This is a genomic window from Pedobacter folensis, assembly GCF_056490665.1.
The window spans coordinates 2,068,764-2,082,939 of record NZ_JBWJIF010000001.1; the positions used below are offsets into that span (position 1 = coordinate 2,068,764).

Below are 14,176 nucleotides of genomic sequence, written 5' to 3' on the forward strand. Positions count from 1 at the left end.
CCAGATCGCCCATGATCCCCCATTTCCTATTTTTTAAAAATCGTTTAAAATCCCTCCTTTCTGGTTAAAGATTTAAACCTAAGCTCAACCTATCTATTTCGTTACACAACAGCAAACGTTTGCGTATACAGACTAGCCTGAAAATGGCATTATTTTAATCAGCAAATTACTAATTTGGAGGATGAAATATCTATTCTTACTCTGTTTCTTAGGTTTTTATCTAACCACTGAGGCTCAAAACAGGCCTAATGCTAATATCGATTGGAGCAAAGTTAACCCTGGATTGCAGGTTAGTTTTGCCTCTTCAAATATACGTTTTGCAAAAGAAGCGCCGCCTGAAATAGCGATGCAGAAAACATGGTCGACAAAAGCATGGAAAGGTGAAAAAATAAACACCCAAGTGTTGTTGTGGAGCGGAGCACAAACAAAATCGATCAAACTACAGGTTTCTGACCTGAAAGATGCACAAGGAAATGTATTAAAAAAAGAAAACATCAGCAGCGGATTTTTAAAATATGTAATTACCGACGAATTTAAAGGTGGTTGTGGTTACCGAAAAGCAAAAGATTTCGATTCTTCTTACGTAGCCGACATTATAGATACTAAAACCGCAGCACTTAGCCTGTCAAAAAACAATACCCAACCCGTTTGGTTAAGTATAAAAGTACCGGCAAATGCTAAAGCAGGCAATTATACTGGCCAGATTAAAGTAATTGGCGATAAAGAACAGGTGTTACAAATTGCTGTTCATGTATTAGACAGAACGCTCCCTCCTGCCAGCAAATGGAAGTACGATTTAGATCTTTGGCAACACCCACAAGCCATTGCGCGTGTACACAATGTTGAAACCTGGAGTGCCGAACATTTCTCCTTAATGAAAGAATATTATCAAATGTTGGCCAATGCAGGGCAAAAAACAATCACAGCCAGTATCGTAAACGAGCCCTGGGGCCATCAAACTTTTGACGATTATCCGAGTTTGATTAAATGGACCAAAAAGAAGGATGGCAGCTGGAAATATGATTATAGTTTATTTGATAAATACATCGCTTTTGTAATGGAATGTGGCATTACAGACCGTATAAACTGCTATAGTATGGTGCCTTGGAAAATTGCCTTCACCTATTATGATGAAAATCTTGGGAAAGAAGCTGTACTTAAGGATGCCATTGGATCGGAACCTTATAATCTTTTCTGGAAAACCATGTTGATTGATTTCACTGCGCATTTAAAACAAAAAGGATGGTTTGCCAAAACTTATATTGCGATGGACGAGAGGCCTATGGAAGCCATGAAAGCAGTCATCAAATTACTGAAAGAAACAGATAAAGATTGGAAAATAGCGCTTGCCGGAGATTACCATGGCGAGATAGAAGGTGATATTGATAACTATTGCATCGCTTCGAAATGGGATTTCCCGGCCGAGGTACTACAAAAGCGTAAACAACAAGGCAAAATTAGCACCTGGTATACTTGCTGCACCGAACCCTATCCAAATGCTTTTACCTTCTCTTCACCAGCAGAACAGGTTTGGATGGGCTGGTATTCGGCAAATAAAGCCTTGGATGGATATGTAAGATGGGCTTATAACAGCTGGACAAAAAATCCGCTGGTTGATAGTCGTTTTACGGCCTGGCCAGCTGGCGATACCTATCAGATTTATCCAGGTCCATTGAGTTCGGTTAGGTTTGAAAAGCTTATTGAAGGCGCCCAGGATTTTGAAAAGATTTTGTTATTGAAAGCGCAGTATACCGCCAATAAAAATACCAAACAACTTCATGCGCTGAATAGTGCATTGGCCACCTTCGACATTAAATTATTGGCAAACACCTCAGCAGATGAAATGCTGCAAAAAGTAAAAAACCTGTTAAATGACTAAGAGCATAAGTTTAAAGATTCAATTTTTGGTATGTACGTTGTGCTTTTTTAGCGCATCTTACGCACAAAAAAACACCGATTTTAAGTGGTTTAACCCACGATCTAATGATTACACCACCTTAAAAGGTAAGGCCTGGCAAAATACCGATAGTGCAAATTATTTTACCAGAATACCTGCAAAAGCCGAAAAAAATGTACGAGATGCGGTGTGGAACCTGGCTAAAAACACTGCCGGTGAGTACCTTGATTTTGTAACCAACGCCAGCCAAATCCGGGTTAACTATCAGGTAACCGGAGGAAAAAGCATGGAAAATATGGTGACCATTGGGGTCAGCGGCGTAGACCTCTATGCACAGGACACCAAAAATAACTGGCATTGGGTTAAAGGGGCATACAGTTTTGGTGATACCATCAGTTTTAAATATCAAAACTTCGACAGTACGGTAAATATTAAAAAATATCGTCTATATCTGCCACTATACAATACACCGAAATGGCTTAAAATAGGTGTAGAAAAGAAGTTCGACTTTAAGGTAGAAATGGCTGACGAAAAATTGCCACTGGTTTTTTATGGCACCTCTATTATGCAAGGTGCATCGGCCAGCAGGCCAGGTTTAGCCTGGTCAAATATTCTGGGCAGGAAATTAGATAAACCTGTAATTAACCTGGGCTTTTCGGGCAATGGCCGCCTGGAAAAACCATTGATTGATTTAATGAATGAAATTGATGCACAGCTTTTCGTTTTAGACTGTCAGCCTAATTTACACGACAAAAAAACTTATAGTGAAACCGAGATTGAAACCAGGATTGTTAATGCGGTAAATGATCTTAAACAAAAACACCCTAAAGTTCCGATTTTGCTGGTAGAACATAGCGGTGGTTTGGCTCACCTCAATTTAGACTCGGAATTAACCGGCAGGTATATCTGGACATCGAAGATTCTGGCCAATACTTATCAAAAATTAAAAAAAGAGGGTAACAAAAATATTTTCATCCTTACTGCCCAACAGATTGGTTTTACCGATGAGAGTACAATTGACGGCACCCATCCTAACGATTTAGGCATGATGCAATATGCAGATGCTTATCAAAAAATAATCAATAAAATTCTGGGACAAAAGAACCAGTAAATACAAAAAGCAGTTGGTGTAGAAATACCAACTGCTTTTTATTTATTCAATACACAGACTGATTTTTGTTGCTTGTATTACTTTTTAATTTTGCTGGTATCAACGTCCCAATTATCGGTTCTGAAAGGGGCTACAGGTAAACCAGCTTTACTAAAGAGATTGCCTATACCTGCATTGCTAAATTGATAGCGCACCGCGGCAGGGGTTTTTACCTGTCCGTTTGAAACAAAAAGCTTATTACCTTTTACTTTAACCTTTGCCGGATAAAATAACTTATCTGCACCAGCGATAAAAATTTCCTTTGGCGTATCTCCTTTAATTGTCAATCCACTTTCTGCATTATTGAATTCGATTACGATATCGCTTTTTTCTACTGTAAAGGATTTAAAAAGTGGATTTTTATAACCTGCTTTTTTCTGTCCATAGGTTTCGGCCAATGCTAAATTTGCCAGACGTAAGCCTACATCTTTTTTATTATTAGGGTGAATATTTAAAGTATCAGTAACCAGATCAGAAATAACAACCATTCCCGTTTTTGATGTTGACAGGTTCCTGGTTTGCGCCTCCCGTACCAATGCGCCGACATTGTATTTATCGTATTTAAAAGGGGCGATCTGCACGTAATAAAAAGGGAAATCATTGTTCCAGGCCTTGCGCCAGGCACCTAACATTGTATTAATTAATTCGGTATAACTTGCAGGTGTATCTCTGTTACTTTCCCCCTGGTACCAAATGGTTCCTGCAATACTGTAATTAACCATAGGGGCAATCATGGCGTTGTAAGTATAACCAGGCGCTACCGGCCACCAGGCAGTAGGTGCATTTTTCGTTGCTGCGTCTTTCAATACCGCATTATTTTCTACCAGTTGCTCAGGCGTCCAGGTTTCGGCAGGAGTACCACCCCAATTGCTGTTAATCAGACCTATAGGGATATTCAGGTCCTGGTTGAGGTGTTTACCAAAGTAATAGCCTACTGCACTAAAAGTTTTTAAGGTATTGCTGTCGCAAACGGTCCACGTGCTATTGATATCATCTTGCGGTGTTTTCGAAGTGGTTTTTGGCACATTGAATAGTTTGATATTCAGTTTGCTCAGGTGTTCGAACTCTTCTTTGATGCTTTTAATTCCGGTACTGTAATTCCATTCCATGTTCGATTGCCCGCTACATACCCATACCTCTCCTATCCACACATTTTCGAGTACAATTTTGTTTCCAGCCTGAAAAGTGATGTTGTACGGACCGCCAGCTTGTGGGGTTTTCAGTTCAACCTGCCAGGCCGCATTTCCATCGGCGCTAACTTCGGTTACCTGATTATCCCAGGAGGTGGTAATTTTTATTTTCTCCGCAGGCGAAGCCCAACCCCATAGTTTGGTCGTCGATTTTTGCTGCAATACCATATTGCTGCTTAATATACCCGGCAGGCGGATATTGGCATGAAGTGATAACGCTAAAAAGCTGAGAATAATGGAAAATATTGTTTTTTTCATCTTGAGTAAAATTTTAAAGTTTTGCCATAATGCTTTTGGCATCCTGGTCTTCATATTGATCGATAAGCTTGTTTAATTTGCCTTTTAGCTGGGCAACAATACCTTCGTATCCTTTTTTGCCATATAAATTATTTTCTTCTGAAGGGTCATTTTTCAGATCGTATAACTCCCAGGCATTAACACGTTTGTAAAAGCGGATTAACTTATATCGCTCAGTTCTCACACCAAAATGCGGTGATACCGAATGTTCTCCATTTTCATAATAATGATAAAACATGGCATCCCTAAAGGCCACTTTTTTTGATTGAAACAAAGGCAGCATCGATTTTCCCTGCATGGCCTGTGGTATGTTAAGTTTTGCGGCATCGAGCAATGTTGGTGCAATATCCAGATTCATGACTAATGTTTCACTTTTGCTACCTGGTTTAATTACGCCGGGGTAACTCATTACCATGGGTGTTCTGAAAGATTCTTCATACATAAAACGTTTATCAAACCAACCATGCTCACCTAAATAAAAACCCTGATCTGAAAGGTAGATAACAATGGTATTTTTCGTCAGATTGTGTTTGTCAAGGTAATCTAGTGTACGGCCAATGTTTCGGTCGAGCGATGCAGCTGTGCTTAAATAATCGCGCATGTAACGCTCATACTTCCATTCTACCAAAGCCTTACCGGTTAAATTCCGGCTTTTTAAATCTGCTTCAATGGGCTTATAGTAAGCATCAAACCTCGCTCGTTGTGCTACATTCATTCGGTTAACGCTACCCTCTCCATTTTTACTGTAAGAAAGCATTTTCAGATCGTAGCCCATTAACATGGTTTTATCAATCGTCATATCCTGTACTTTTGCAGCTTCCCGGTTTACATAATTGTCGTAAAAGTTTTTAGGCATAGGGAATTTCACCTGATCAAATTTTCCCATATCAGTCGTATCAGGAAGCCAGGTACGGTGTGTGGCTTTGTGTCCTATAACCAGGCAAAACGGCTTTGACTGGTCTCTGTTATCTAACCATTGTTCAGATGCATCTTCAATTAAATTGGTTACATAACCTTCTTTGTGTACCGCTTTACCGTTCATATCGATAAAATCGGGGTTGTAGTATTGTCCCTGATCTGGCAGGATGCTGTAATAATCAAATCCCTGAGGTTTATCGCCCAGGTGCAACTTGCCTATCCACGCGGTTTGATATCCGCCAGCCTGAAGATGTTTGGCGAAATTATCCTGACCATGATCAAAATGAGAGGTCTCGTTATCTTTAAAGCCATTTTTATGACTGTATAATCCTGTTAATATAACTGCCCGGCTTGGCCCGCAAATAGAATTGGTTACATAAGCTTTGTTAAAGGTTACCCCCGATTGGGCAATACGATCAATATTGGGTGTTTTAGTTAATTTACTGCCGTAACTGCTTATGGCCTGAAAAGCATGATCATCGGAAATAATGATTACAATATTGGGCTTTTGCTGGGCATAGCTTAATTTACAAAGTAATAGTGCACTGATTAATATTATTTTTTTCATTTGTGGTTTGATATAGATCGTATTAAAAGGTTTGTTATTACATTTTCAGGTCTCCCTTAGGCAGGATGACAATTCTACCTTGATGATACCTACCCGTAAATTTACAATCTAATTTTAATACCCTTTCATTTCGCCTGATGAAAGTATCTTAAAGGCATCTATTGTATCCTATTTATCATAAACACTCATTTCTCAGCTAATAACTTTGTAATGATTGGTTTTAAAGCCATTGCCCAGGCCTTGTAGCCGTCTGCCTGTAAATGAATACCATCGCTTCCATATTTTGTGGGATCTAAATCGCCATTTGCCAATAAAAACGGAGAGGCAATTGATTGGTAAGTATAATTTTTACGCGGCAATTTGGCCAGTAATAAATGAACCTTTTCATACTTCGCTCTCCTTTCATCATCTCTTTTTATCCCAACAGGCAAAGGCCCCAATAGGAGTATCTTGGTTGAAGGCATATTTTTGCTGGTCCAATCGGTTACTTTACTAATGGCTGCTACAATTTCTTCAGGACTATCGCCTGCACTAATGTTGTTCACACCAATCATCACCACCATTACCTTTGGTTTAGCTTTTGCATAATTGCCATTTTGCAAACGCCATAATATATTTTGGCTTCTATCGCCAGAAATACCTGCGCTTTCCCATTTTAAGTTTACAAAAACACTGTCAAAAGCTTTAAAGCCAGGTTTATAGGTTACCGAGGTTCTATGTCCGCCTGTGCCCTGGGTAATCGAATTGCCTAAAAAAAGAATATCGAGGTTTTTCTCGGCCAGCAACAAACTATCTATATTTTCATGCTGTGCCCACCAGTCTTTACCTGGAGTCCAGCCTGCACCCGATCTGTATTCTGAACTTGGAGCCGCAATCGCTGCGAAATTTACCTTCTGTCCGGTTGCCCTTAAAATAAAATCGGTAATAGGTGTAGGATTTGGCAAACTATGTGGATGATGGTTAACATTTGCTTTATGGATTACGGTAATATTGCCCCCGTTTTCGCGTACTATTTTTTCAAAAGGTGTGGTATTTTCGGCAATAGGTACCACATCATCCACATCTCCTACCACATGCAGCATCGGGAAACCCAGTTTGGCAATTTTTGCGGCGTGATCTAAGGGGCTGTTTTTAAAATTATCGGCCTGTGTTTCTGTAAGGTTATAATCTTTTTTAAAATCTTCCCAGGGCTCTCTTGCTCCGGCATTTCTTTTTTTGCCCGGCCAGCTTTTTAAATCGAGTACAGGCGCATCTGCATAAATACAAGCTACTTTTTCGGGATTGGCCAGGGCCCAATTATACACATATACGCCACCACGACTCATACCTTCTAAAGCTACTTTTTTCGAAAGTCCGCATGTTTGCATCAGGTTATAAAACTTATTCCACAAGCCAACGGCTTCGGCATTGCCAAAAAGCTCTGCTACATCGCAGTAAACAATATGGAAACCACGTTCCAGTAAAGAAACATCTGTTTGTGGCTCATGCCCCCAGAAACGGGCACGCCATACCCATGGATGGCCTTTCGCCACCACTTTTGGTTTAACTACTTTACAATCACGGCCGTTAAGTTTAAAGCTGGCACATTCAAAGCCATTAAATTCAGTGATATTTTTGTCTTCATTTATTTTAGAAAAAATGTCGGAATTTTCAGTTCTGTTTTGAGTGATGGCCTCATACAACCTCGTTGCAATAATGGAAGCACCAATTGATGCAGGGTGGATTTTATCCGGAAACATACTTTCCTTATCAACAAACAGCGGATGAAGATTAATGATTTCCAGTTTTTCACGATATGCTACATGCTGTATCATTGGAATAATCCGGTTCACCAGAACAGGATCGGAAATGTAAGTGGTATCGGTAGAAAATGCAGCTACAGGGGCAACTAAGATAATGCGGGGTTTAGTTGATAAATGCCTAAAGCTGTTAATCAGTTCCTTGTATGTATTTTCAAATTCATCATATCTGTTTCTATTTTGTCCTTTACTATCGTTGGTACCTAATTTGATCAGTACGATATTGGGTTCGCTCTTTAAGGCATCGGCGTATGCTTTAGTTTTCCAATAAGGATTGACGGTATTTTTTAACACGGTAGCGCCGCTATGACCGAAGTTCATGACCTCGTATCCACTGCCTAACATATTTTGCAACTGTGCCGGGTAACTGTTTTTTTCGCGGTTGGCAATGCCCATGCCATAGGTAATGCTGTTGCCTACGCAGGCTATTTTTATTTTTTGGGCAAAGCCTGAAGTGCTGGCTACAACAAATAAAATAGTGGTAAAAATTATGGTTTTCATCCGTGAGTAACTTGTTTTTAGTGGTGATGAGGCTATTATGATTTTATAGTTGTTCTGTTTAGGTGGTATTTTTCAAAAATAAATGTTTACAAAAAACAATAAAAAGTTTAGCATAACTACACAAATATACATAGTTTAAAAAAACTTTTACAGCTGCTTATCTCTTTTTTAATAAAGATGATATCACATTGTGCAGCAATAAGATTGCAATTTAAAAAGCATACAAAGATTAGCTAAGATTTTAATTTCATGATGTATGTTATAACTTTTATAATTAAGACAATCTAATCAAAAAACCTAAACCTGTTTTCTTTTAAAAGCTTCAAAATCCACTCATTTTCTGATTGAACACGATACATTTTAACGAAATCAATTATGGGTTCATCAGCACTTGCTCAATCAACAGACCTATCAGCTTTGTACTTACAGTTTTAAAAACCTGTGCCCTTTGATTAAAAAACTGCTTAAATTTCATCAATTATCATTCAGCAGGATAGATGCAAATGCTTAAAAATTTTGCTTTTAGATATCATAATTACAGTTAATTGGGATACAGGCTAAAGCATTCATGGAATCTATCGATCCATTCATAGAGTGTTTATGCCTATTCATCTATTATCTATTTTAAGAAATACTAATATGTGCTACGTTTGTCATGATCATATTAATGCAATACACAGGTAACTAAGCTAATAAAGGGACACTAGGGATGGAATCCACTTTTTAGTTACATTCTTACTGTGATGTTAATAATGACTATAGAGGGGGCATTCCGGGATGATTTCGCCCCCTCTGCTTTTTTGAAGATTATTTACTTATCGCTCTCAATCCTTTCGATTTCCGGTCTGCAACAGAAAAATGGCTAATCGAAGGTATTCCTTTTGAAGAAATAATATTCAACCTGATTTTTGAAGCATTTACATATTCGGGTAAATTAATAATCTTACAGGCTTCTACCCTTTCATCGGTATAAATGGTTTGCCATTCGCCATTAAAAACAGTTATACTATACTGCTGAATGTGGAACTTACGGATGGATGAAAAGCCATCTTTAAGATCAATCATTTCCGGTTGCTCCATTAAGGTAATCCTGTTGATTTTTTTCGGACCTTTTAAATCCATGGTTAAGGTCGCCGTGGTATCGCCAGCCGTCCACCAGGTTTCTAAACTGTAATCGTTGGCTTTTTCAGGTGCATTCTTTTTATCCGCACTCGAATTGGATGCTTCAATAGGTACATTGAAAGCCAGATTGGTATAACCACCCGGCAATTGATTTTTACCATCCCTAATGCCTATCCTATCTGCCAGTGCTAAAATCCGTAAACGTTCATGCGCCCTGATTTGTCCGTGCTGATCTGGCGGAACATTTAAAATCATGATATTGTTGTTGGCCGTTGTCCAATAGAATAACTCTTCCAACTCATCTACTCCCCGTGCAGGTAACATTTCCTTTTTCTGGAACCAGTTCCACCGATCGGATAAACACAAGGTATGCTCTAATATTAAATAATGCGAAGCACCGTCGCGCGTAAACATTTTGGGGTCGTCCCATCGTGCCAGATTCGGATCCTTAGTCCTAAAATCAACTGGCCACCAGCGGATAGGGTCGCCTTTCTGCATGTCGGTCGGGTTTTGTATGGCCGTAATTTTCTCAGGCTTACCAATGGTATGGTTTACGGTAATTAAACAATTGGGCTGTAATTTGCGGATATGACTGTAAAGCTCAGGAATATGCCAGTCGGCATCTTTTTTTGCCCAGCCTCCATCGAACCAGATTTCACATATCTTACCATAATTGGTTAATAGTTCAGTTAACTGGTTTTTCATAAAGTTAACATAAACCTGCGGGTCAGGATTGTTATGCGCAGGTTCATGCCGATCCCATAACGAATAATAGAAACCCAGTTCGATTCCATATTTTTTACAGGCTTTAGCTACTGCAGCAACAACATCTGTTTTTACAGGTGATGATGCAACATCGTAATCGGTATACTGACTATCCCATAAAGCAAAACCGTCATGATGTTTGGTTACCAAAATAACATACCTAAACCCAGCTTCTTTTGCCGTTTTCACCCATTGATCACAATCTAATTGATCAGGCCGGTAAGAGGAAACAGGAAGTTTACCATCAGACCATTCCACTTCATTAAAAGTATTTAAGCCAAAGTGCATAAACATGCCGTATCCCCGTTTAATTTGGCTAAGCTGTAAGGCTGATGGGCTTTGTGCTTTTAGCGAACAGCTTATTAATATCAAAAACCAGCTTAAACCTATTGATGTATAACTTGCTGCTTTTTTAAATCTGATTTTATACATGAGAATGGTTGATATTTATAGTTTTGTTAATTTAACCGCAAAGGACGCGGCGTGAAAGCTCAGCGTCCTTTGCAGTTTGATCTTTTTTACTAAAGTATTATTCGTAACCGTTTTCAAAAACAATGGTCTGTTGCTTTTTCAGGTTCACTTCGGCAATTCCATCATCGCCCATTTTCACCGTTCCGGCAGGCAGATTTTTCGCCACATAGGTTTTAAAAGGTAGTTTTATCCTAAGTACACCTGCTTTTTCTGCATACACTTTTACTTTTGTTGGCACACCGTTTTCTTTATTACCGCTTACTAAAAAGGCACCTTCGGCACGCAGGTTATTAAAAGTAACATCCTTCCAGCTTTGTGGTACAGCCGGAAATGCCTGTATATAACCATTTCTGCTCTGTAATAAAAGCTCCTGTACGCCCTGTGCAAAAGCAAAATTGCCCTCTAAGGTAAACGGACGATAGGTAAAACCAGAGTACTGCCCCCCTTTCTGATCGCCGTTTAAGTGGAAACTATTTGGTGAACAGAAATTTGAAGCAAAAATTTCCAGTTGTTTCGCGGCTTTATCAGCCTGGTAAGCTCTTGCATATAAAGATGCCATCCAGCTAAAAGAGTAACCACACCATGCCCTTGTACCAATTTCTTCTAACTGTTTTAAGGAGTTCTCAATAATAGTTTTATCTTTTTCGTGGTTAACATCTAATAAGTCGAGCGGATAAATGGCCATATATTGCGAAAAGTGTCTGTGCGAACTCGTTAAGTTAGATCCGGGTGCTATCGTAAAACCGGTTTCATTTATTTCATAATCGGGCAATTGATTTAAAATTTCTGCCCAATGTTTACTTTCGTCTATTTTACCGTTTGCTTTGCTTACTTCGGCTGCAGCTTTAAACAAAAATTTTGCTAAGCCTAAATCAAAATTCGTCCAGTTTAAGAACCAGGCTTTAATACTGTTATCGTTATACTCCGGACTAGAGCTCAGTGGTAATTTTCTTTTACCATCTTTTAAGCGCGTTATATTTTCGAGATAGGTTGCCGCTTCATGGATGTACGGATAGGCCCTGGTTTTAAGAAAAGTATCGTCCATGCTGTACTTCCACTGCCAATAAAAATGCTGCGAGGTCCATGCACTTACCGTTGGTGAAAGCGCATATTGGATCCATCCACCCATTGGGTCGCCATTTAGTGTAATTACGCCTGGAACATTTAAACCTTCAACGCCAAAATATTGCTTCGTATAAGTCAGATTACGTTCTCTGATTTTCCATAACCAATCGGTAAAGGTGGCACCTTCAGCCAGGTGGTTAGCGGTATAAGTTGGCCAATAACTCAACTGGGTATTTAAGTCGTTATGAAAATCGCCCTTCCAGGGTGGTAAGCTCCCGTTATCAGCCGTCCAAACGGCTTGTAAAGTGATGGCTGGCGCACCTTTTCTCGCTACGCAACCCAATTTGTATAGCTCTAAATAATATTGTTTTTGTATGAGTTGATCCGGCACGGAAATACTCGATTTATTCCAGAAATCCTTCCACCATTTGGTATGTGTATCCCAGCCGGTAGGCTCTTTAGCGGTTGATGAGATAACAGCTAAAGTTGCCGTTTTATCATTGCTGATGGTCCAGGAGCCGATTACATTGCCATTGGCCATTTTTTTCCATTGCACCAACACTTCATAATAATGACCTTCGTAGGTAGGCTGACGATATCGGATACTGTTTGCAGTATGGGTAACAGTTCCTTTGCTATAACCCAGTTTTTGTAAACCTTCGCCTGCATGACTGTTATCGCCTTTTTCTGTTACATTATTGGCGTAATTATGCACAATTAAGTTCGGTAAGATGGCCGTTGATTTAAGGTTTTCAAAACTAAAATATCCTTGTTGCTGGGCGGCATGGATATAACAGTTAAAAACGGTACCATTTTCGAATTTAACGGTGTTTAAAGCCGTTTCGATATCCAATCCGTTCGATACAACTTTACCTAGTTTAGCAATATCAAATTCCATTGCCGCGGCAGGCAACTTAGTTGGATAGGGACTTCTGTCATAAGGTTCATCGCCTATTTTTTGAACGGCAGCGTAGTTGTTTTTGAGAACCTGCTCTTCTACCCATTTAAAGTTAAGCTTCGAAATATCCAGCGCTTTTCGTTCATCCCACAAATCTGCACGATCTAATGAAAGGCGAAGTTTATTGTTTTTTTCCCAGATTAAAACACCTAACATTCCGTTTCCCAAAGGCATGGCTTCATCCCACTTGTTGGCGAGTTTAGGAAAGGAAAGATTATAAGGTTTTAATGATTGTGCAAAGCCTGCGCCAGAAAAGCACAGGAGTAATAAAACGATGGCAATTTTAGTTTTCATTTGTGTTTAGAAATGGTTAGCACTTGTATGTGTATCAATTTCTAAAATAATGATATTAAATTACAATAAAACGCCTAAAATTTACGCAAACGTTTGACAGTGAATATAGAACAGGCTTTTGCGAAAAAAAGATTAGTGCACGATTTTGAAAACGAGTTCTTTTAAAAGTTCTCCGTCGTCAACATTGCCGGTACTATCTAAACCTTTGCTTTTTAAATCGTACTCGCGGAGGAGGCCAATTACCTGGAAAACTTTTCCAGTGTTGTAATTTCTTGCCGCTACCTCATAATCTTTGATAAAAAATGGAGGCACCCCCAAAGCTGAAGCGGCATCGGCCTTATTGGGGATATAGTGGTATTTTAGCAGTTTAGTAAAATACCCCCCTAAATTGGCCAAAACCATTACTGTTGGGTTAGCTTTAGGGTTACTGGCGAAATAATTGATAATTTTATTGCATTTTAATACATCGCGGATGGCCAAAGCTTTCTGCAATTCGAAAACGTTATATTCTTTACTAATGCCAATGTTTTTCTGAACCAGATCGGTATTAATGGTTACCTCTTTTGAAACATTGAGCATTAACTTTTCGATCTCATTGGCAATTTTAGAAAGATCGGTTCCTAAATATTCGGCCATTAAAGCCGATGCCTGCTGATCGATTTTGTAACCTTTATCTTTAATAAATTCTTCAATCCAGGGCACCAGTTTATAATCGCGGACCGGATCTGACTGAAAAATCAGTCCGCTTTTATTAATGGCCTTATATATTTTTTTGCGTTTATCGAAGTTTGCATACTTAAAAGCTAAAACTAAAATGGTACTTGGCAAAGGTTTTTCGAAATAGTTGAGTACAAACTCGCCCTCTTTGCTACTCGAATCTTCTTTACCCCATTTTAAATCCTGTGCTTCCTTAACAATAACCACCTGATAATCAGACATCATTGGGTAGCGCTTCGCTGCACCCAGAACGGTAGCCATATCGGTATCTTTTCCGTACAAAACAGTCTGATTGAAGCCTTTTTCGGCATCGTTCAATAGTTTATCCTCAATATAATCTGTTACTTGATCGATATAGTAAGATTCTTCGCCATGTAATAAGTACACGGGTTTGAATTTGCGGGCTTTGATATCTTTAATAATTTCGGCAGCAGTCATTGTTGGTAAAATTACGATTTAGGTTT

At 39.1% G+C, this 14,176-nt stretch carries 8 protein-coding genes; 2 read left to right on the forward strand and 6 right to left on the reverse strand.

Translation table 11 applies throughout. The features are described from left to right. The first annotated feature begins 181 nt into the window (after positions 1-181). Together AC04QZ_RS07995 and AC04QZ_RS08000 are read left to right on the forward strand one after the other, a co-directional pair. On the forward strand, positions 182-1,879 hold the full coding sequence (locus AC04QZ_RS07995; protein WP_478357324.1) for a DUF4091 domain-containing protein: 1,698 nt from the start codon (positions 182-184) through the stop codon (positions 1,877-1,879). Beyond that, positions 1,872-3,008, forward strand: a complete 1,137-nt coding sequence (locus tag AC04QZ_RS08000; RefSeq protein ID WP_478357325.1) for an SGNH/GDSL hydrolase family protein — start codon at positions 1,872-1,874, stop codon at positions 3,006-3,008. The genes AC04QZ_RS07995 and AC04QZ_RS08000 overlap by 8 nt, the downstream gene beginning before the upstream one ends. Positions 3,009-3,085: 77 nt before the next feature. On the opposite strand, the gene AC04QZ_RS08005 is transcribed toward AC04QZ_RS08000, so the two are convergent. The 6 genes from AC04QZ_RS08005 to holA form a co-directional block, all read right to left on the reverse strand. Further along, positions 3,086-4,495 (reverse strand): sialate O-acetylesterase, encoded by a 1,410-nt coding sequence (locus AC04QZ_RS08005; RefSeq protein WP_478357326.1) that lies wholly within the window; start codon positions 4,493-4,495, stop codon positions 3,086-3,088. Positions 4,496-4,508: 13 nt separating this feature from the next. Further along, entirely contained in the window at positions 4,509-6,020 is a 1,512-nt protein-coding gene (locus AC04QZ_RS08010; protein ID WP_478357327.1) for a sulfatase family protein, read from the reverse strand. Positions 6,021-6,205: 185 nt separating this feature from the next. Next, a complete protein-coding gene (locus AC04QZ_RS08015; protein ID WP_478357328.1) occupies positions 6,206-8,320 on the reverse strand; it encodes a GDSL-type esterase/lipase family protein in 2,115 nt (704 codons plus the stop codon). A gap of 807 nt (positions 8,321-9,127) precedes the next feature. Continuing rightward, complete coding sequence (locus tag AC04QZ_RS08020; RefSeq protein ID WP_478357329.1) at positions 9,128-10,639, reverse strand: alpha-L-fucosidase; 1,512 nt, start codon at positions 10,637-10,639, stop codon at positions 9,128-9,130. 97 nt (positions 10,640-10,736) lie between these two features. Next, positions 10,737-12,995: a glycosyl hydrolase family 95 catalytic domain-containing protein gene (locus AC04QZ_RS08025; RefSeq protein WP_478357330.1), complete on the reverse strand. Its 2,259-nt coding sequence runs from the start codon at positions 12,993-12,995 to the stop codon at positions 10,737-10,739. Between the two features lie 132 nt (positions 12,996-13,127). Then, positions 13,128-14,150 carry a DNA polymerase III subunit delta gene (gene holA, locus AC04QZ_RS08030; RefSeq protein WP_478357331.1) on the reverse strand — a complete coding sequence of 341 codons (1,023 nt, stop codon included), beginning with the start codon at positions 14,148-14,150 and terminating at the stop codon, positions 13,128-13,130. Positions 14,151-14,176 lie beyond the last annotated feature (26 nt).